The organism is Saccharopolyspora sp. ID03-671 (assembly GCF_045278815.1).
Classification (GTDB): domain Bacteria; phylum Actinomycetota; class Actinomycetes; order Mycobacteriales; family Pseudonocardiaceae; genus Saccharopolyspora; species Saccharopolyspora ipomoeae.
On sequence record NZ_CP134054.1, the window covers coordinates 2,307,081 to 2,327,224 of the forward strand.

General features: G+C 71.9%; 14 protein-coding genes and 1 pseudogene. 5 read left to right on the top strand and 10 right to left on the bottom strand.

Annotated features, from left to right (window positions below; all coding sequences use genetic code 11):
• Window positions 1-32: 32 nt before the first annotated feature.
• The 5 genes and pseudogenes from REH65_RS10260 to REH65_RS10280 form a co-directional block, all read right to left on the bottom strand.
• The gene (locus REH65_RS10260; protein ID WP_406692246.1) at window positions 33-866 is read right to left on the bottom strand and encodes an FkbM family methyltransferase; all 834 of its coding nucleotides are present in this window, start codon (window positions 864-866) and stop codon (window positions 33-35) included.
• Window positions 776-3,733, bottom strand: a complete 2,958-nt coding sequence (locus REH65_RS10265) for a glycosyltransferase (protein WP_406692247.1) — start codon at window positions 3,731-3,733, stop codon at window positions 776-778. The genes REH65_RS10260 and REH65_RS10265 overlap by 91 nt, the downstream gene beginning before the upstream one ends.
• Before the next feature lie 222 nt (window positions 3,734-3,955).
• Window positions 3,956-5,298, bottom strand: a pseudogene (locus REH65_RS10270) (glutamine synthetase family protein).
• Window positions 5,299-5,371: 73 nt separating this feature from the next.
• On the bottom strand, window positions 5,372-6,985 hold the full coding sequence (locus REH65_RS10275) for an SLC13 family permease (RefSeq protein ID WP_406692248.1): 1,614 nt from the start codon (window positions 6,983-6,985) through the stop codon (window positions 5,372-5,374).
• 58 nt (window positions 6,986-7,043) lie between these two features.
• A complete protein-coding gene (locus REH65_RS10280) occupies window positions 7,044-8,624 on the bottom strand; it encodes an alpha/beta hydrolase (RefSeq protein WP_406692249.1) in 1,581 nt (526 codons plus the stop codon).
• An 83-nt stretch (window positions 8,625-8,707) separates the two neighbouring features.
• On the opposite strand from REH65_RS10280, the gene REH65_RS10285 reads away from it, so the two are divergent.
• The 5 genes from REH65_RS10285 (at window position 8,708) to panB (ending at window position 16,516) form a co-directional block, all read left to right on the top strand.
• Window positions 8,708-10,453 (top strand): NAD+ synthase, encoded by a 1,746-nt coding sequence (locus REH65_RS10285; protein WP_406692250.1) that lies wholly within the window; start codon window positions 8,708-8,710, stop codon window positions 10,451-10,453.
• Window positions 10,454-10,671: 218 nt separating this feature from the next.
• The gene (locus REH65_RS10290) at window positions 10,672-13,650 is read left to right on the top strand and encodes a DEAD/DEAH box helicase (RefSeq protein WP_406692251.1); all 2,979 of its coding nucleotides are present in this window, start codon (window positions 10,672-10,674) and stop codon (window positions 13,648-13,650) included.
• Window positions 13,643-14,446: an SWIM zinc finger family protein gene (locus tag REH65_RS10295; RefSeq protein WP_406692252.1), complete on the top strand. Its 804-nt coding sequence runs from the start codon at window positions 13,643-13,645 to the stop codon at window positions 14,444-14,446. Before REH65_RS10290 ends, REH65_RS10295 begins: the two co-directional genes overlap by 8 nt.
• Before the next feature lie 292 nt (window positions 14,447-14,738).
• Entirely contained in the window at window positions 14,739-15,527 is a 789-nt protein-coding gene (locus REH65_RS10300) for a transporter substrate-binding domain-containing protein (RefSeq protein ID WP_406692253.1), read from the top strand.
• Between the two features lie 119 nt (window positions 15,528-15,646).
• Window positions 15,647-16,516: a 3-methyl-2-oxobutanoate hydroxymethyltransferase gene (gene panB, locus REH65_RS10305; RefSeq protein ID WP_281458833.1), complete on the top strand. Its 870-nt coding sequence runs from the start codon at window positions 15,647-15,649 to the stop codon at window positions 16,514-16,516.
• Between the two features lie 62 nt (window positions 16,517-16,578).
• Here panB and REH65_RS10310 read toward each other — a convergent pair whose 3' ends face one another.
• The 5 genes from REH65_RS10310 to REH65_RS10330 form a co-directional block, all read right to left on the bottom strand.
• On the bottom strand, window positions 16,579-16,965 hold the full coding sequence (locus REH65_RS10310; RefSeq protein ID WP_281458834.1) for a DUF4326 domain-containing protein: 387 nt from the start codon (window positions 16,963-16,965) through the stop codon (window positions 16,579-16,581).
• A gap of 194 nt (window positions 16,966-17,159) precedes the next feature.
• The gene (gene npdG, locus REH65_RS10315; RefSeq protein ID WP_406693139.1) at window positions 17,160-17,825 is read right to left on the bottom strand and encodes an NADPH-dependent F420 reductase; all 666 of its coding nucleotides are present in this window, start codon (window positions 17,823-17,825) and stop codon (window positions 17,160-17,162) included.
• Window positions 17,826-17,904: 79 nt separating this feature from the next.
• Window positions 17,905-19,356, bottom strand: coding sequence for an RNB domain-containing ribonuclease (locus REH65_RS10320; protein ID WP_406692254.1), 1,452 nt, complete (start codon window positions 19,354-19,356; stop codon window positions 17,905-17,907).
• Between the two features lie 6 nt (window positions 19,357-19,362).
• Complete coding sequence (locus REH65_RS10325; RefSeq protein ID WP_343231412.1) at window positions 19,363-19,506, bottom strand: hypothetical protein; 144 nt, start codon at window positions 19,504-19,506, stop codon at window positions 19,363-19,365.
• 154 nt (window positions 19,507-19,660) lie between these two features.
• Window positions 19,661-20,107 carry a hypothetical protein gene (locus REH65_RS10330; protein ID WP_406692255.1) on the bottom strand — a complete coding sequence of 149 codons (447 nt, stop codon included), beginning with the start codon at window positions 20,105-20,107 and terminating at the stop codon, window positions 19,661-19,663.
• Between the last annotated feature and the right edge of the window lie 37 nt (window positions 20,108-20,144).

Genomic DNA, 20,144 nt, shown 5'->3' on the forward strand with positions numbered 1-20,144 from the left:
GCCTTGACGCCACCCGTTCGGCTCAGTGTCGATCACTTCTGCTTGGGCCGCAGCCAGAGCCGCACGGTGCTGCCGCTGCCCGCCGACTTGATGGCTTCCAGCAGGTCAGAGGCCTCGACCGGGCGGTTGCGGCCGACCGGGACGAGCTCGTACCCCCACGTGCCGAACTCACGGAGAGCAGCGGCCGGATCATCGCCCAGGGCGCTGATCGCGTCCGGTGTGAACGAGCACACGATCGAGGGGCGATCGCGGCGCAGCATCCGGACCAGGCCGCCGAGAACCCGGTGCACCCGGCCCCCGACGTCGACGTGCACGACCGAGAGCTTGAGGTCCTCCAGCGAGGCGTGGTTCTCCAGCTCCTTGTCGAGCCGGAACGCCGGGACCTTCTCCTGCGGTTGTTCCTCGCCCTCGGCCGCGATCGGCTCGACCGACACGCCGCCGGCGAGTGCGGGCTCTGCCGCCAGCTCACCCGGGCCGTCCCAGGCCGCGCCCTCGATGAGGAGCAAGCGGTGCGCCCACGCCGACGGGACGTTCATCTCGACGTTGTGCTTGAGCAGCGCGCGAGCCTGGGCGCTGGGCTCCACCGCGACCACCGCGCCGCTGTTGCCGAGCCTGCTGAGCACCCGCACGGCCTGGTAACCGACGTAGGCGCCGACGTCGAGGAACACCCCATCGGGTTCCAGCAGCGAGTCGATGAGCGCGGAGACCTCCGCGTCCCAAGCCGGGTTCGACGACAGCCACGGCAGCATCAGCGGGTCGTCGGCGGGCAGGCGCATCAGGCCCGCGTCGCAGAGCACCGGCGTGGTCGTGCCGTCCCCGCTGCCGGTGGCGCGTTCGTGCTCGCGCAGCAGGATCCGCTGCAGCACGTCGGTGCGCTGCAGCGCGCTGGCCGCGTCTCCCGCCGCGCTGCGACACCGGCTTCGAGGTCGCGGTCCGGCTGGCGCGCTTCCATCGCGTCCATCCGGTCGAGCACCTTCTCCAGCGCGCCGGTCAGCCCGTCCATCCGCTCGGCGAGGGCGTCGACGCGCTGGTCCGAGCCGGTCACGTCGACCGGGACGCCCGACTCCTCCAGACGTCGGAGCCTGCGGTGCTGGTCGGCGAGGTCGGCGCGGGCGCGGACCAGGCCGTCGTCGGTGCCGACGAGCTGGGCCCCGAACTGGTCCTGGCGGCGCAGCAGCTGCGCGAGCTCGGCGCGCACGGACTCGACGTCGCCGTCCCCGTCGGCCTCGTACTGGCGGCGCAGCAGTTCGCCCGCGGTCTGCTCGACGCCGTCGACCAGCGAGCGGAGCACGTCGCGGATGTGGTCGTCGTAGTGGCTGAGCGCGCGCAGCACGGCCTTGCGCAGGGCGGGCGCGATCGAGCTGCTCCCGCTCTGGCCGACGTCCGGCGCGCGGTGCAGGGCGTGCCGGGCGACGAGCAGCGGGCGCAGCGGGTCGTCGAACTGGCCGTGCTTGTCCCCCGCCCACTTGGTGCGCCAGTTGCGGTAGGCGTGCTCGACGCGTTCGCGCAGGCGGGCTCCCGCGCGCGCGACGGTGTGGGTGCCCAGCAGCGTCTCCCGGGCGGCGACGCCGAACGCCGCGGTGCCCTCGGGGTCGTCGGCGGCGTCCCGGATGATCTCGGCTGCCGCCTCGACGTCCGGTTCCCCGGCACCCTGGCAGGGCACGAGCCGGGCGCACCGGGCGCCGAGCAGCTCGGCGACCGCGCCGTGCTCACCCGCGATGACCGGGACGCCGTGGGCGGCGACCTCCAGCAGGCGCAGCGCGTGCTCGTCGCCCGCGTCGCCGCGGTGCAGCGAGACGAAGCAGTCGGCGGCGGCGAGCAGCTTGTGCAGGTCGACGTCGGTTTCGACGAGCCTGATCCGGGAGTCCGAGGCGGTGGCCAGGCGGAGCCGTTCGGCGGCCTCCGGGTGGCGGGTCGCGCCCGCCACGCCCACCAGCAGGCGCACGTCGTCGCGCTCGGCGAACGCGGTGAGGAACGCCGAGACCAGGCCCAGCGCGTTGTCGGCGCGCTCGGCAGCGTGGTCTACGTGGGCGGCGAGGACGAACTCGTCGGACAGCTCGAACCGCGCGCGGGCGCCCTTGCGGGTCGGCAGGTCGATGCGCTCGCGCTCCGGCGCGGGCAGCGTCACCACGCGGGTTCGGCTGCCGGTGCGGCGCACGGCGCTGCGGCTGCTCTCCGACAGGACCCAGGTCTCGGCCGCGTCCGCGTCGGTTCCTCCCCCGGTGTGCACGTCGATGACGTAGCGACCCGCGGGAACGGCCAGGCCGGGCGAGCAGCGCAGGACCACCGGGTAGTAGGCGGTGTCGGCCGAGGGCAGGCCCGAGGAGCCGACCGCGGTGCGCATCAGGTCGGCGAGCGGGCCGCTGCCGAGCACCGCGACGCCGAGCTGGTCGACGAGCGCGAGGTCGCCGCCGGTCCTGCGGCGCACGGCTTCGGCGGGCACGCGACCGCTGGCCACTCCCACGCCCGCGCACCACTCGTGGAACGCCTCGGCGTCCGCGCCGAAGGGGTCCGGGTAGTCGCGGCGCAGCAGCTCGTCGTCCGCCCACACCGCCGCTGTCCAGCGGGAACCGCCGGAGTTGCGCTGCCGGTCGTCGGCCGGGGAGCACGCCCACTCCTGGAACGCGGCCGCGCCGTCGGGTTCGAACGGGCTCGGCGGCGCGTCGTCGCGGAGCCAGGCCTCCAGGTACTGGCGGCGCAAGCCGTCGGGCAGGCGCACGCCGTCGGCGAGGGCGTCGAAGGGGTGCGGTTGCTCGCGGCTGTAACCGGCGTCGACCAGCGCGGTGCGGTAGCTCGCGCACAGACCCGCCAGCACCGGGTTCTCGGACAGCAGCAGTCGCGGGTTGTCGGCGTAGTCGGCCGAGAGCAGCCACGGGCGCTGCGGCTGGAACCCGTCGAAGTGCACGCTGCGCAGCGCCGATCCGTCCACGCGGTGCTCGCCGTCGGCGAGGTCGAGTTGGCGCTGCGCGGCGTTGAACACCGACAGGCCCACGCCGGGATCGCGGATGACCTGGTGATCGACCAGGGCGGGGGCGCCGTCGAGGACCGGGGCGGTCATCGTCGGGTCGGCGCGCAGCTGCTCGATCCAGGTGGTGAGCAGGTCCTCGGCACCGGGCCGGACCGCGAAGGCGCTGGAGTCGAAGGTGCCGGATTCGGCCAGGTCGGCGGGGCCGGGGCGGAGTCCGTCGGCGGCCAGCGGGTGCAGCACCCGCGGCACCAGGGCCACCGGGCGTTCCGGGGTGAGGCCGGTGAGCAGGTCGTCGAAGGGGCCGAAGATCTGGACCCACGGTTCGAAGTGCACGACGGTCGAGCCCGAGCGCAGCAGGTGCTTGAGCAGGCGCGGGCGCAGCACGCCGCGCAGCTGCTCGGCGGTGCAGCCGATGGCCAGGCGCGCGAACTCCTGCGGGTCGACGCCGATGTCGGCGATCGACAGCGCGTCGGGCTCGTCCCGCACGGCCTCGGGCTCGTCGACGAGCAGCAGCACGAACCCGGCGCCCGGGTGGTGCTTGCGGAAGGTCGTGCGCAGCACGCGCGCGGCAGGGAGCTGATCGCGGCAGGCCAGGGTGCAGCCGAGCAGGGTTAAGGACGACGGCTGGGCGGCGGCCGGCTGCTCGGCGGGCCACTCCGGTTCCAACGACTCGGACGACTGCTCCAGAACGCCCGACTGCAGCTCGACGGCGGTTTCGCCGGAGCGCGTTTCGTCGTGCTCGGGGTGCGGCTGCGAATCAGTCACAGCCGCAACCTATCGCCCCAAGAACCACAGGAGAACTCCGTGGTCCTTTTGCTCGGCGGTGCGAGCAGGGGAACCTGAGCGGTGCCGCGGACTCCGTGCGCCACGACTCATGCACGGCGTCGCGGGGCACTCGCCACAGCACCGCTCAGAACCCCCCGGTGGTGCCGGTTGCTCAGGTGGTGAAAGGAGAAACCGGCACCGCCGGTTGCCTGACGGACGGTTTCACAGCACCGGGAGCATCGAGGAGAGCTCGTACGGGGTGACGCGGCTCCGGTAGTTGTTCCACTCCTCGCGCTTGTTGCGCAGGAAGAAGTTGAACACCTCCTCGCCGAGGGTTTCCGCTACCAGCTCGGAGTTCTCCATCTCGCCGAGCGCCTCGGTGAGGTTCTGCGGCAGGTTGGCGTAGCCGGCGGCCTTGCGCTCGTGCTCGGTGAGGCTCCAGACGTCGTCCTCGGTGGCCGGCGGGAGCTCGTAGCCCTTCTCCACCCCGCGCAGGCCCGCGGCGAGGATCACCGCGTAGGCCAGGTACGGGTTGCAGGCGGAGTCGGGGTTGCGGACCTCGACGCGGCGCGACGAGGACTTGCCCGGCGAGTACATCGGCACTCTGACCAGCGCGGACCGGTTGGCGTGGCCCCAGCAGACCGCGGTCGGGGCTTCGCCGCCGACGACGAGCCGCTGTAGGAGTTCACCCACTGGTTGGTCACGGCGCTGATCTCGCGCGCGTGGTGCAGGATGCCCGCGAGGAACGCCCGGCCGGTCTCGGACAGCTCGTAGGGGTCCTCCGGGTGGTAGAAGGCGTTCTGGTCGCCCTCGAACAGGCTGAAGTGGGTGTGCATGCCCGAGCCCGGCTGCGCGCTGAACGGCTTGGGCATGAACGAGGCGCGCACGCCCTGGGTGATCGCGACCTCCTTGACCACGTACCGGAACGTCATGACGTTGTCGGCCATGGTGAGCGCGTCCGCGTAGCGCAGGTCGATCTCCTGCTGGCCGGGCGCGCCCTCGTGGTGGCTGAACTCCACCGAGATGCCCATCGCTTCGAGGGTCTCGATGGCGTTGCGGCGGAAGTGCGGGGCCGCGTCGTGGCTGGACTGGTCGAAGTAGCCGCCGGAGTCGGCGGGCTCCGGCTCGCTGCCGTCGCCGGGAAGCCCCTTGAGCAGGAAGAACTCGATCTCGGGGTGCACGTAGCAGGTGAATCCCGATTCGGTGGCGCGCGCCAGGGTCCGGCGCAGCACGTGTCGCGGGTCGGACCAGCAGGGCGAACCGTCGGGCATCTGGATGTCGCAGAACATCCGGGCCGAGTAGTGCTCGCCGTCGGCGGTTTCCCAGGGCAGCACTTGGAACGTGGTCGGATCGGGCTTGGCGACCATGTCGGACTCGTAGACCCGGGCGAAGCCCTCGATCGCCGAGCCGTCGAACCCGATGCCCTCGGCGAAGGCGCCCTCCAGTTCGGCGGGCGAGATCGCCACCGACTTGAGCATGCCGAGGACGTCGGTGAACCACAGCCGCACGAAGCGGATGTCACGTTCCTCCAGGGTGCGGAGCACAAACTCCTGCTGGCGGTTCATGCCCCGCACTCTAACTTCCTGGCCTCGTGCTCGGGGTGATCGGCGTGGCCGGTGACCGGCCACGCCGAGGCGGTCACCCGAAGCCGAGCGCGGCGACCATCAGCGGCAGCACCAGACCGATGACGACGGCGCCGGCGGCGTCGAACACCGCGCCGGAGCGGATCATCTTGGTGATCGGCACCGCGCCCGAGCCGTAGACGACGGCGTTCTGCGGCGTCGACACGGGCAGCATGAACCCGAAGGACGCCGCGAAGGTCGCCGCCAGGGCGGGCACGAACGGGTTGGTGCCGGCGGCGAGGGCGACCGGGATGACGATCGGGACGACCACCGAGGCCGCGGCCGTGTTGGAGGTGGTCTCCGACACCAGCACGGCCAGCACGATCGCGAACAGCGTGATGGCGACGCCGCTGGTCAGGCCCAGCGTCCCGGCGGTGCCCTCACCGATGGTCCGGGCCAGCTCGGTGTCGGCCAGCAGCGAACCGAAGATGATGCCGGTGCCGAACAGCACCACGGTCCCCCAGTCGATGCGGGAGGCCTCGGTCCAGGTGAGGGTGAAGCGGCGCTGGGACCAGTCGGTCGGCAGCACGAACAGCAGCGCGGCGCCGAGCACCGCCACGATGCCCTCGTCGAGCCGGTCGCTGACGGCGTCGTAGGCGGCCGAGTCGTTGCCTGCGATGAGCGCGACGAACCCGGGCGTCACCCACAGCACGACGGTGACGGCGAAGGCGATGAGCGTGTTCTTCTCGGCGCGGGACAGCGGCCCGAGCTTGGCGCGCTCGCCCGCGACGTAGTCCTCGACCCCGGTGAGCCGGTTGATCTCCGGGCGGTTGAGCAGCAGGAGCACCACGGCCAGGACGGCGAACATGAGCAGGCAGACGGGCGCGGCCATCGCCATCCACTGCAGGAACGAGATGCGCTGGCCGGTGACCTCCTCGATGAGGCCGCGGCCGATGAGGTTGGGCGGCGAGCCGATCGGGGTGAGCAGACCGCCGACGCTGGCGCCGTAGGCGAGCATGAGCATCAGGGCCACGCCGACGCGCAGCCGCAGCGGGTCGAAGGGCTGTCCTTCGGGCAGTTGCGCGCGGACGAGCTCGGCGATGACGGCGAGGATGCCGACCGCGGTGGGCAGCAGCATCGCGACTGTGGCGGTGTTGGACACCACCGCCGACAGCACGGCGGTGATCACGCCGAAGGCGACGATGACCCGCCAGGCGCTCTTGCCGACACCGGGCAGCGACAGGATGGTGAAGGCGAAGCGCCTGGCCACGCCGTGCCGCAGCATCGCCTGGGCGAGGATGAACGCGCCGATGAAGGTGAACACCGTCGAGGATCCGAAGGGTTCGAGCACGTCGTCGGGCGGCATCACGCCGAGCAGCACCACCGCCGCGACGCCGATCAGGCCGCCGACGGGGATCGGCACCGGTTCGCACACCCACAGCACGATGACGCCGAGCAGCACGGCGGCGAGCTTGTGCTGGGCGGGTTCGAGCTGCGTCGGCAGCAGCAGGAACAGGACGGTCAGCGCCGGGGCGAGGAACAGGCCGGTGGTGCGGCGGGCGCGTTCGAAGCGCTCCTCCGCCGGGGAGAGGACCTGTTCACCGAGGCTCTTGTACGTGCTGCCGGACAGCAGCACCGACGTCACGCTCTGCTCCGCGGGCTTCCCGCCCGTTTCGTCCGCATGATCCATGCGGCGACGATAAGCGGGATGTGACCTGATTCACCACAGCCGTGATCAGGAGAATCGATCAACCCGAGCAGCGGGTCCCGTCCTTCGGGACCTCCAGGTCCACGAGGTAGCTCGTGCCCGCGTCGTCGACGCAGCTCACGCCCTGCAGGAACACCGTGTGCTGGGTGCCCTCGTAGGTCAGCAGCCTGCCGTGCAGCGCCTGGGCCAGCTGCACGCCCGCCTGGTACGGCGTCGCCGGGTCGGCGGTGGTGGAGATGACCAGGACCGGCGGCAGCGCCCCGACCTGCGGCTGGGTGGGCTCGCCGGTGACCGGGACCGGCCAGAACGCGCACATGTCCCGGGCCGAGCTCGGCGGGTTGCCGTCGTCGAGGAACGGGGCGGCCTCGCGGTAGCGGCGGTCGGCCGCCCGGACCTCCTCCGGGTCCATCACGCGCTTGTCGTCGACGCAGTGGATCGCGTCGAAGGCGTCGGTGGTGTTGGTGTAGCTGCCGTTGGCCTCGCGGCCGAAGTAGCTGTCGGCGAGGCTCAGCAGGGTCTGGCCGCGGCCCTGCTGCAGCTCGGCGAGCCCGGTGTCGAGGGCCTCCCACAGCGACGGCGCGTAGAGCGCCTGGATCGCGGCCATCGTGGCGTCCGAATAGGACAGCTCGCGTCCGTAGCCGGCCTGGACCGGCTTGTCGACCAGCGGGCGGGTGAGCTGCTGGAACCGGTGGACCGCCTGCTTCGGGTCCTGCCCCAGCGCGCACGTCGACTGCCCGGCGCACCAGCGGGCGAAGTCGTCGAAGGCGCGCTGGAACCCGGCGCCCTGCGCGACCAGCGCGTCCACTGTGGTCTGGCCGGGGTCGATGGCGCCGTCGAGGATCATCGCGCGGATGTTGCCGGGGAAGCTCTCGGCGTACTCCGAGCCGATCCGGGTGCCGTAGGAGTAGCCGAGGTAGTTCAGCTTCTCCTCGCCGAGCGCGGAGCGCAGCACGTCCAGATCCCGCACCACGTCGCGGGTTCCGACGTTGGCGAGCATGTCCGCGCCGGTGCGCTCGGCGCACTTGGCGGCGTAGTCGCGCTCCTCCTGCTCGGATTCGGCCACACCGGACGGTGACGTGTCGGCGTCGGAGTCGAGGCGTTCGGCGTCGCGCTCGGAGTCCGTCAGGCAGCGCACCGCGGGTTCGGAGGCACCGATGCCGCGCGGGTCGAAGCCGACCAGGTCGAAGCGCTCCCCCACCTCGCTGTTGGCGACGCTGCCCGCCAGGCTCGCCGCCGCGCTCATGCCCGACGCGCCCGGACCGCCCGGGTTGACCATCAGCGAGCCGATGCGCGCCTGCGGGTCGCCGGCCGGTTTGCGCAGGACTCCGATCCGGATGGTCTTGCCGTCGGGGTGCGCGTAGTCCATCGGCACCTCCAGCCGCGCGCACTCCAGCTCCGGGTCCTGGAAGGCGGTGCGGTCGGCGGACGAGGTGGCGTAGTCGGAGCAGCGGCCCCAGTCGATCGCCTGGCCGTAGAAGCGGTCCATGCCGGTGGGGATCGGGCCGACCGGCCCCTTGCGCTCCTGGTGCGGTTGCAGCGGTTGGGTGCTCGGGGCGCCGCAGCCTCCGGCGGCCAGCACGAGCAGGGCCATCGCGGTCAGCACTCGAAGTCGGCGGGCCATTCGGTGATCCTGACATGAACGTGCCCGTGTGATTCACGTCGGGCTGCGGCACACCACCCGGGTGGGTGCGCGAAGATGGGCGCATGCCCCAGCTGCGGATCGCACTCGCACAGGTCAACACGTGTGTCGGCGACATCGTCGGCAACAGCTCGCTCGTCCTGGACTGGACCCGGCGCGCTGTGCAGGACGGCGCCCACGTGGTGGCGTTCCCGGAGATGACGCTGTCCGGCTACCCGATCGAGGACCTGACGCTGCGCAAGTCCTTTGCCGCGGCGAACCGCGAGGCGCTGGAGCGGCTGGCGCTGGACCTGCAGGCCGAGGGGTGCGGTGACGCGCTGGTCATCGTCGGGCACCTGGGGCGCGACGACGAGGGACCGCGCAACTCCGCGTCGCTGCTCTACGGCGGCGAGGTCGTGGCGACCTACAACAAGCACCACCTGCCCAACTACGGCGTGTTCGACGAGGCCCGCAACTTCGCGCCCGGTTTCGACCTGCCGATCGTCAAGCTGCACGGCGTGGACGTCGGCGTGGTGATCTGCGAGGACATCTGGCAGAACGGCGGTCCGGTCGCGGCGCTGGGCAAGGTCGGCGTGGACCTGGTCGTGTGCATCAACGCCTCGCCGTACGAGCGCTCCAAGGACGACCAGCGGGTGCCGCTGGTGTCGCGGCGCGCGGTGGAGGCCGGGGCGCCGCTGGCGTACGTGAACCTGGTGGGCGCGCAGGACGAGCTGGTCTTCGACGGCGACTCGCTGATCGCCGACGCCGCGGGCGAGATCATCGCGCGCGGACCGCAGTTCACCGAGAACCTGCTGATCACCGACCTGGACCTGACCGCGGGCGGGCACACCTCGACGACCGTTCCGGCCGAGCCGGGCCCGATCCGGATGCCGGCGTTCGACGTGCACCGCTTCGTGCTGCAGCCCGAACCGCTGCCGAGCTACGAGCCGCGCCCGCTGCCGCCGCCCTCCGAGCCGCTGTCGGAGGAGGCCGAGGTGTGGGGCGCGCTGGTCACCGGCCTGCGCGACTACGTGCACAAGAACGGCGCGCGGACGGTGACGTTCGGGTTCTCCGGCGGCATCGACTCGGCGGTGTGCGCCGCGCTGGCCGTCGACGCGCTGGGGCCGGACTCGGTCTACGGCGTGTCGATGCCGTCGGTGTACTCCTCCGAGCACTCGCGCTCGGACGCCGCCGACCTGGCGCAGCGGCTGGGCTGCCACTTCGAGACGCACGCGGTCGCCGACATGGTCGACACCTACGTGCGGCAGCTGGAGCTGACCGGGCTGGCCGAGGAGAACGTGCAAGCCCGGGTGCGCGGCGTGCTGCTCATGGCGCTGTCGAACCAGCACGGGCACCTGGTTCTGGCCACGGGCAACAAGACCGAGCTGGCGGTGGGCTACTCGACGATCTACGGCGACGCGGTGGGCGCGTTCGCGCCGATCAAGGACGTGCCGAAGTCGCTGGTGTGGAAGCTGGCGCGGTGGCGCAACGAGGCCGCGGAGAAGCGCGGTGAGGTGGCGCCGATCCCGGAGAACTCGATCAGCAAGCCCCCGTCGGCGGAGCTGCGGCCGGATCAGACCGATCAGGACTCGCTGCCGGAGTACGACGTGCTGGACGTGGTGCTCGACGGCTACGTCGAGGGCGACAAGGGCTACCAGGACCTGGTGTCGGACGGGTTCGACGCCGAGCTGGTGGAGCGGGTGCTGCGGATGGTGGACAAGGCGGAGTTCAAGCGCCGCCAGTACCCGCCGGGCACGAAGATCTCGTTCAAGGCCTTCGGCCGCGACCGCCGCCTGCCCATCACCAACCGCTGGCACGAGATCGCCCCGTAGGGGCCTCGCGTCGGGTGTTTTGGGACCGCGGACGGTTTTAGCCATAATCACCCATGATCAATGTCCGTTTTGCCGGGACAGTTATGGCTAAAACCGTCCTGCTCCAGCACCCGCCACCCGAACGGGTGCCGGGATGCCGGGCCTAGACTCGCCGGGAGTGGTTCCGGGGGATTGCGCGAGCGGGGTTCCGGGTTCGTCTCAGGTATCGGAGGCCGGCTGTGTGGGTTGTGCACGGGTTGTGCGACTCCGGGGGCCGGCTGCTGGTCTGGGCGGAGGACTCGGAGCTGCCCGCTCGGATTCCCGGGCGGGCTCCTGCCGGGGTGTTGGGGCATCCGTTCGCGGTGCCCGCTCACGAGCTGATCGACGTCGTCGACGGGGTCGCGGCCGCGAGCGTCGAGCTGGCGCTGCCGTCGTTCGCGTCGGCCCCGGTGTCCTCGCCCGAACTGGTGCGGGATCCGCTGACCGCCGGGAGCGCGCCGCGCGGCAAGCTGCGGCTGCGGCACTGGCAGGTGCCCGCCGTGTCGCTGTCCCCGGACGACCTCCCGGCGCTGCTCGGCGCCGAGCTGCCCGGCTGCCGGTTCGGCTCCGACCTGCGATTCCTCGGTGAGCTCACCGACTTCGCCGACGACCTGATCACCGGCGGGCGCGTGCTGCCGACCCTGGTCTTCGAGGGCGATCGGCCCGCCGCTCGCTGGATCCCCGCCCTGTCCGGCTCGGACTCGGCGCGGTTCGTCGCGCTGCGCGACGCCATGCCGCACGCGCTGCGCGCCGCGAACGACGACGCACCAGAGACCGTCCTGCGCACGACGCTGAACGCGCTGGTCGACGACCGGGCCCGCAACCGGCTCGAAGCGGACCTCACCGATGCCAGGGGCACCACGGCGGCCTGGCTCAACGCCCTGACCGGCGAAGCGCACTTCGACGGCGACCGGGCGCAGCTGCGCGCGCTGGCCCGCCGGCTGGAGACCTGGCACACCGGCGTGCCCGGGCAGAGCCCGCTGCGCACCTGCTTCCGGCTGCACGCCCCCGAGGACGACGACCCGGACTGGATCGTGGAGTTCCTGCTGCAGTCCGTCGACGACCCGGGCGTGCTGATCTCCGCGCAGGACGTGTGGGCCGACAACACGCAGGTGCTGCGCCGCTGGGTGGATGAGCCGCAGGAGCTGCTGCTCGCCGAGCTCGGCCGGGCGAGCCGCATCTGCCCGGAGCTCGACGGGGCGCTGCGCTCGTCGCACCCGAGCGAGCTGGTGCTCGACACCGAGGGCGCCTACGAGTTCCTCAGCCGCGCCGCCCACCTCGACCAGGCCGGGTTCGCGGTCCTGCTGCCGTCCTGGTGGGGCCGCAGCCAGCGGGAGCTGGGGCTCAAGCTCAACGCCACCAGTGCCGGGACCGCGGGCGCGGTCACCAAGGAATCCGGCATCGACAAGAACGCCCTGATCGACTACCGGTGGGAACTGGCGCTGGGCAACGAGACCCTCTCGAAGGAGGAGCTCGCCGAGCTGGCCGCCGCGAAGGTGCCGCTGGTGCGGATGCGCGGCCGCTGGGTGCAGGTCGACCGCAAGCGGCTCGCGGCGGGCCTGGCGATGCTGGAGCAGGACGCGACCGGCCGGATGAGCGCGCTGGACCTGATCAAGCAGGCCGGTGGCGAGGGCGAGCAGCAGCCGCTGCCGGTGGTGGAGGTCAACGCCACCGGATGGCTCGGCGACCTGCTGTCCGGTCAGGCCGACCAGCACCTCGAACCCGTCGACCCGCCCGCCGGTTTCGGCGCGGCGCTGCGGCCCTACCAGCGGCGCGGGCTCGCATGGCTGACGTTCCTGAGCCGGTTGGGTCTCGGCGGCTGCCTCGCCGACGACATGGGGCTGGGCAAGACCGTGCAGCTGCTCGCGCTGGAGGCGCTCACCCGCGCCGAGCAGTCGCGCCCGCCGACGCTGCTGGTGTGCCCGATGTCGGTGGTCGGCAACTGGCAGCGCGAGGCCGAGCGCTTCGCGCCGGGACTGCGGGTGCACGTCCACCACGGCGGCGGGCGGCTCAGCGGCGAGGACCTGCGCGACGAGGTGGAGCGCTACGACCTGGTGATCACCACCTACCCGCTGGCGGCGCGGGATTCCGAGGCGCTGCGCGAGATCCGCTGGGAGCGCGTGGTTCTCGACGAGGCGCAGAACATCAAGAACAGCAATTCCCGCCAGGCCAAGGCGGTTCGCGGCCTGTCGGCGCGGCAGCGGCTCGCGCTGACCGGCACCCCGGTGGAGAACCGGCTGGCCGAGCTGTGGTCCGTGATGGACTTCGCGAACCCGGGAATCCTGGGTTCCCTGAGCACTTTTCGCGCGCGCTACGCGGTTCCGGTGGAACGCGACGGCGACACCGACGCGGCGGCGAGGCTGCGCCGGGTCACCGGCCCGTTCGTGCTGCGGCGGGTCAAGACCGATCCCTCGGTCATCTCCGACCTGCCGGACAAGATCGAGATGAAGCAGCTGTGCAACCTCACCACCGAGCAGGCCACGCTGTACCAGGCGGTGGTGGACGACATGCTGGCGCGCATCGCCGACAGCGAGGGCATGGAACGCCGCGGGCTGGTGCTGGCGACGATGTCCAAGCTCAAGCAGGTCTGCAACCACCCGGCCCAGCTGCTCGGCGACGGTTCCGCCCTGGCCGGGCGCTCGGGCAAGCTCGCGCGGTTGGAGGAGCTGCTCGACTCGGTGCTGGCCGAGGGCGACAAGGCGCTGGTGTTCACCCAGTTCGCCGAGTTCGGCGGGCATCTCGTGCCGCACCTGTCGGCGCGCTTCGACACCGAGGTGCCGTTCCTGCACGGCGGGACGCCGAAGAAGGCCCGCGACGCGATGGTCGAGCGCTTCCAGGACCCCGACGGGCCGCGGATCTTCCTGCTCTCCCTCAAGGCCGGCGGCACCGGTCTGACGCTGACCGCCGCCAACCACGTCATCCACCTCGACCGCTGGTGGAACCCCGCGGTCGAGGACCAGGCCACCGACCGGGCGTTCCGCATCGGCCAGCGCCGGGACGTGCAGGTGCGCAAGCTGACCTGCATCGGAACCCTGGAGGAGAAGATCGACCGGATGATCGAGGACAAGAAGGCGCTCGCGCAGCTGGTCGTCGGCAGCGGCGAGAACTGGCTGACCGAGCTGTCCACCCAGCAGCTGCGCGAGCTGGTCACGCTGGACGCGGAGGCGATCGGTGCCTGATCATTGGAAGTTCGACCACCGCGGCCCGATCCGGGTCGAAGGCGGCATCAAGGCGCGCAGCAAGCGCGGCACGATCGCCCAGACCTGGTGGTCGCAGCGGTTCATCGAGGTGCTGGAGTCCTTCGGCATGGGCGGCCGGCTGCAGCGCGGCAAGAACTACGCGCGCTCCGGTCAGGTGCTGAACCTGACGCTGTCGACCAGCGTCGTGGTCGGGCTGGTGCAGGGCTCGCGCGCCGAGCCGTACCGGGCGCGGATCGGGATCAAGGCGTTCAGCTCCCAGCAGTGGGCCCACATCGAGCGGGAACTGGCAGGTCAGGCGCTGTACGCGGCGAAGCTGCTGGCCGGTGAGATGCCCACCGATCTGGAGGGGGTGTTCGCCGAGCTCGGGCTGGAGCTGTTCCCGTCGACGATGCGCGAGCTGACGATGGACTGCTCGTGCCCGGACTGGGAGATCCCCTGCAAGCACCTGGCCGCGACCTGCTACCTGCTGGCGGAGTCCTTCGACGAGGACCCGTTCCAGATCCTGGCGTGGCGCGGCCGCAGCCGCGAGGAACTGCTCGACCGGTTGCGCGCGCTGCGCGGCACCCAGCAGGTCGTCGCCGAGGAGAGCTCCGGGGAAGCGCCGCTGTCGGAGCACCTGCACGACTTCTGGACCAGCCCCTCCCCCGCCCGCACCCCCGAGGCTCCGGTGTCGGGGACCCCGGTGCTCGACGAGCTGGAGCCGCTGCCGGTGACGGTGGGCGGCACGCCGGTCACCGACCTGCTGCGCCCGGCCTACCGCGCGTTCCGCGGCTAGAAGCCGTTGAGCGATGCGGCGGGGCGCCTCCTCCGCCACCACCCTGGCAGCTCGCACCGCCGAGCGGAGCAACTCCCAAACAGCCTTGAGCGAGGTCGGGGAGGAGAGCACCCCCAGGTGGCTCCCCTCCCCGCCGCGGCACGGCTCCCACGCGCTCCGTCCGTAGGACGTCCGCCTCCCCGCGAGGTTGCGCGCCCGCTTTTCCCGTTTTTGCCGTTCCTCCGATCACCGGGGCTGGCTTTCCGGTTCACGGCGGGATATGTCTTGTCCCGCACGGAGAATCGGAGGGCGCATGCGCTGGGTGAAGTTCGGCATCGGGTTGGTCATCGCGGCCGTGACGGTGGGGTGCTCGACTCCCCCGCCCGCGCCCCAACCGGCCCCGGACCGGCTGCAAGACGTGGGCCGGCGCGGTGAACTGAGGGTCTGCAGCACCGGTGACTACCGGCCCTTCACCTACCGCGACGAGCGCGGCTCGTGGAGCGGCATCGACATCGACGTCGCCCACGACATGGCCGCGAAGCTCGGCGTGCGCGCCACGATCGTGCCCACCACGTGGAAGACCCTGATGGACGACTTCGCCGCGCGGTGCGACATCGCCGTCGGCGGGGTGTCGGTGACCCTCGAACGGGCGCAGAAGGCGTTCTTCAGCTCGACGTTCGGGGTCGACGGCAAGACGCCGATCACCCGCTGCGAGAACGTCGCCCGGTTCCAGACGCTGGAGCAGATCGACCGGCCGGGCGTGCGCGCGGTCGTCAACCCGGGCGGGACGAACGAGAAGTTCGCCAAGCAGAACCTGAAGCGGGCCACGATCGTCGAGCACCCGGACAACAACACGATCTTCCAGCAGATCATCGACGGCCACGCGGACCTGATGATGACCGACTCCTCGGAGACCCGCTGGCAGGCGCGGCAGCACCCGGAGCTGTGCTCCGTGCACCCGGAGCAGCCGTTCACCTTCGCCGAGAAGGCCTACATGCTCCCGCAGGGCGACGTGGCGTTCCAGCAGTGGGTGAACCACTACCTCGACATCGCCCGCAACGACGGCACCTACCAGCGCTTCGCGCAGCCCTGGCTCGGTTGAGCCTGTGATGTGAGCCCGCAGTCATCGCCTCCCCGAGTTCGTCGTGCGAGGCTGGAAGGGCAACCATCCGCAACTACCCGGGGACCCGCACGGGCCTCGAGGGAACAGGACGGTCAACGATGACTGCTGCCCAAGATCAGGGTGCCCAGGACAAGGGCGAGACCGCGGCCCCCTACGGATCGGGGCCGACCCGCCGCAAGGTGCGCATCCACCACCTCCAGCAGCTCAAGGAGCGCGGCGAGCCGTGGCCGATGCTCACCTCCTACGACATGTACAGCGCCCGCATCTTCGACCAGGCCGGGATCCCGGTGCTGCTGGTCGGTGACTCGGCGGCCAACAACGTCTACGGCTACGAGACCTCGCTGCCGGTGACCGTGGACGAGATGCTGCCGCTGACCCGCGCGGTGACCCGCTCCGTGGAGCACGCGCTGGTGGTCGCCGACCTGCCGTTCGGCTCCTACCAGGCCTCGCCGCAGCAAGCGGTGGAGACGGCGACGCGGTTCATGAAGGAGGGCCGCGCGCACGCGGTGAAGTTGGAGGGAGGGCGCCGCTTCGCCCCGCAGATCGAGGCGCTGACCGCCTCGGGCATCCCGGTGATGGCCCACATCGGCTTCACCCCGCAGCACGAGCACGGCCTAGGCGGCTACCGGGTCCAGGCCCGCGGCGACCAGGCCGACCAGCTGCTCGACGACGCCCTGGCCGTGCAGGAGGCCGGCGCGTTCTCGGTGGTGCTGGAGATGGTCACCGCCGAGGCCGCCAAGCGCGTCACCCACGAGCTGCGCATCCCCACCGTCGGCATCGGCGCAGGTCCGGACACCGACGCGCAGGTGCTGGTGTGGACCGACATGGCCGGCATGAACACCGGCCGCACGGCCCGGTTCGTCAAGCAGTACGCCGAGCTCGGCAAGATCCTCGGCGGCGCGGCCGAGGAGTTCGCCGCCGACGTCCGGGGCCGCACCTTCCCCGGCCCGGAGCACTCCTTCCACTGAATCACCGCGTGAGGAGCCGGGACGTGCTGGGCACGTCCCGGCTCCTCAACGCTCCGGGCAGCTCAGCGAGCCCGGTGGGCGAGGACGTCGGCGTGGCAGGGCTTCGGGGCGCACCAGCAGCCCAGGGCTCTGCCCGCGAGCTCCCCTTCGCGGAGGCGCTTCAGGAGACCGGGTTGGTCGTCGAGCCACTGCTCGTAGTGGCGGACCATCGCCTCGCGGTCGGTCTTGGCCTCCGAGACGAACGGGCTGGCGAAGTCCGACTGCGGCCAGCCGTGCCGGGGACCGGAGTGGCCGACGTAGGTCAGCAGGTCCTGCTCGACCAGCCACGGGACCAAGTGCTTGTGCGGCCCGTCCTTGCGGACGTTGACCACCACGGCGTGCCCGTCGAGCAGCGCGTCCGCCCGCTCCCGCTCGTCATCGCTCCAACAGCTCGCTTCGTCCGGCAGCACCCACACCACCTCCGGCCCCACCGTGCCACGTCGGGGCCGTTGTTTCAGGTGTGGGGCTCAGCTCGCACCGCCGCGGGTTCTGACACGTCTTCTGGGGAGGACGGCCGACACGCCGTGTATTGGCCGGATCCCGGAGTCAGAAGGCGTGTCAGGTTCCGCTACCCGCACCGCCAAGCGAAGAAACCGCGGTCTCCCTACACATCCGTGATGCGGAGGCCCGCGTGGGCCTTGTAGCGGCGGTTGATGGCGATGAGGTTGGCGGTGAAGGCCTCGACCTGGTGGGCGTTGCGGAGGCGGCCGCCGTAGATGCCCCGGACGCCGGGGATGACGTCGGCGAGCTCGCGGACCACGTCCGTGGCCTCGCGGTCGTCGCCGAGGACCAGGACGTCGAGGTCGACGTGGCCGACGGCGAGGTCGGCGAGGGTGACGGCGGAGACGTGGTGGAAGGCCGCGGTCACCCGCGAGTCGGGCAGGATCTGCTCCGCCTGCTGGGCGGCGCTGCCCTCGTCGACCGGGAGCGCGTAGGGGCCCTTCTTGTCGAAGCCGAGCGGGTTCACGCAGTCGATGACGATCTTGCCTGCGAGCTCGGCCTGCAGCGATTTCAGCGTCTCGGCGTGGCCCTCCCACGGCAGCGCCGCCAGCACCAGGTCCGAGGCCGACGCGCAACCCGCGTTGTCGGCACCGGTGACGTCGCCGCCCGCGATCTCCTTGATCTCGTCGGCCGCCTGCTGCGCGCGCTCCGCGTTGCGGGACCCGATCACGACCTTCAGCCCGGCCTTGGCCCAGCGGATCGCCAGTCCCCGGCCCTGAGCTCCGGTACCGCCCAGCACCCCGACGGTCATCTCGCGCACGCTCGTCACCTTCACGGCCCCTCTCGTCGCCATCGACTTCCACGATCCACAATCGACCCGCGGCCCCGAGAATGCCACGAGGTGTGCGTCAAGCCACTTCGAAGCCGACGTCGCGACTGCTCGGGTCGGCGGTCACCAGCCGCACCCTGACCTGCTGCCCCTCGGCCAGACCGCTGCCGGTGCAGCGGGCGATGATCGGCGGATCGGCGACGAAGACCTCGCCCGCCACCCCGTTGGGCACGCGCAGGACCGTCGCGGGGAACTCCTCGCCCACCCGCGACTCCAGCGACCACGCCTGCGCCTGGGCGATGCAGGTCCGCTCGACCTGCGCGGCGGTCCGGTCCGACCCGCCCATCGCCGACGGCAGCTCGCCCAGCGCCTCCAGCACCCACTCCGGGATCTCGCGGTCCGCCGCGACCGCCAGGCAGACCTCCGCGCTGTAGCGGTCGACCAGGCGCCGGATCGGGGCGGTGACGTGCGCGTAGGAGGCACCGATGCCGGCGTGCCCGGACTTGGCGGGCGCCCCCGCGCCGAAGGCCGTGTACCCGGCGCCGCGCAGCAGCCGCGTCGCGGCGACGTGCACCGCCAGCGCCTCCGGCCGGGCGGGGTCGAGCTCGGCGAGCGCCTCGGCGGGCGACAGGCCCACCGGCCAGTGCACGCCCAGCTGGTTGGCCGAGCGGCGCAGCAGGTCGACGGTGTCGGCGTCCGGATCGGGCACCGTGCGCAGGATGCCCACACCGGCTTCCAGCATGATCTCGGCCGCGCACATGCCGGTGAGCAGCGAGATCTCGGCGTTCCACTCCTCGACGACCAGCCGGGGCCGCAGCGCCAGCCGCCAGCCCCCGTTGCCGTCGGACTCCACCTGCTGCTCCGGCAGGCCCAGCTCGATCGCACCCCGCCGCAGCGCCTGCTCCCGGCGCAGCCTGCCGATCTCCGGCAGCAGGTCGATCGACGGGTGCGCGCAGCCCTGCACCAGCGAGCGGTGCACGCCCTCGTAGTCGAGGCGGGCCACCGAGCGCACCCAGGCCCGGCGCAGGTCCACGCGCTCCGGTGATCCGTCCGGGTCGAGGTCGATGGTCCACAGCACCGCGGCGCGCACCTGGTCGGGCAGCAGGCTCGCGGCGTCCTCGGACAACCGGGTGGGGTGCAGCGGGATGTTGCCGTCCGGCAGGTACAGCGTCTGCCCGCGGCGCCGGGCCTCCCGGTCCAGCTCACCGCCGGGCGGGACGAACGCGGCGACGTCGGCGATCGCGTAGTGCACGCGGTAGCCGCCGTTCCGGCGGCGCAGCAGCACGGCCTGGTCGAGGTCCTTGGCGCCCGGCGGGTCCACCGTGACCAGCGGCAGCTCGGTGGCGTCGTGGCGATCGCCGGTGGGCAGCGGCTGGGCGACGGTCTGCTCGACCTCGGCGAGGGCGCCGGTCGGGTAGTCCCGGGGAAGGTTCAGCTCGCGGCGGACCGCGGCGAAGTCCAGCCCCCACCGGGGCGTGGCAGCGGGAAGGACAGCGCGGACGCCGTCCGGGGACCTCTCCGCCGCCGCCACGAGAACTCAGTCCTCTTCTTTCCAGCGGCGGTCGGCCTCATCGGCCGCCTTGTTGCGCTCCTCGGCTATCTCCAGCGCGCGAGCGGCCGTCTGCTGATCCGGGTACGGGCCCAAGCGGTCGGCGGCGCGGCAGCCCGACTTGGGCTCCACCTGCCGATGCTTCAAACAGAAGTACCAACCTCCGCGGGCCATGCCCCGAGCCTCGCACGCCGAGGCCGACCTGTCACGCCTGCCGAGCGGGAACGACCGAGATGTCCGAACGCGGTCACCCGCTCGTCACCGGGCGGCGTCACCAGGCGGGCGGTCACCAGGCGGGCGGCGGTGGGGCGGCCGGCGGCTGCGCGCCGCGCGGCGGGATCGGGTCCAGGCAGGACACCAGCACCTGGTGCTGCTCCGGGTCCTCGATCCGGCGGCCGTCGCGCATCCGGTACTCCAGCTCGCCGTCGTCGCCGACCTCCACGGTGCAGCCGACCTCGGCCAGCTGATCGTCGTCCAGGTTGGCGAGCCGCTCGTAGCGGGACGGCACGACCCGGTAGACGGGCCACTGCACGTGGCCGAACGCCTGGTGGAACTCGGCGAGCAGGTTGCGCATCTGGTGCTGCCACGGCAGCGGCATCGCCTCGGCGAGCGAACGCGGTAACACGGCGTAACCCGCTGAACTTCCTGGCGGCGACTGGTTCAGGTAGTCACCGAGCGGCGTGCTCGACGCGGGCGGACCGGTCGGCCGCGGGATCGGGTCCGGCGTGAACATGTGCAACCCTTCCGGAGTTTCAGCAGGCCGCTGGCCT

Bases quoted from the DNA above. Each gene is read 5' to 3' on its own strand.
- REH65_RS10330 (WP_406692255.1), bottom strand. From the start codon at position 20,107: ATGTTCACGCCGGACCCGATCCCGCGGCCGACCGGTCCGCCCGCGTCG.
- panB (WP_281458833.1), top strand. From the start codon at position 15,647: ATGACTGCTGCCCAAGATCAGGGTGCCCAGGACAAGGGCGAGACCGCG.
- REH65_RS10300 (WP_406692253.1), top strand. From the start codon at position 14,739: ATGCGCTGGGTGAAGTTCGGCATCGGGTTGGTCATCGCGGCCGTGACG.
- REH65_RS10275 (WP_406692248.1), bottom strand. From the start codon at position 6,985: ATGGATCATGCGGACGAAACGGGCGGGAAGCCCGCGGAGCAGAGCGTG.
- REH65_RS10280 (WP_406692249.1), bottom strand. From the start codon at position 8,624: ATGGCCCGCCGACTTCGAGTGCTGACCGCGATGGCCCTGCTCGTGCTG.
- REH65_RS10285 (WP_406692250.1), top strand. From the start codon at position 8,708: ATGCCCCAGCTGCGGATCGCACTCGCACAGGTCAACACGTGTGTCGGC.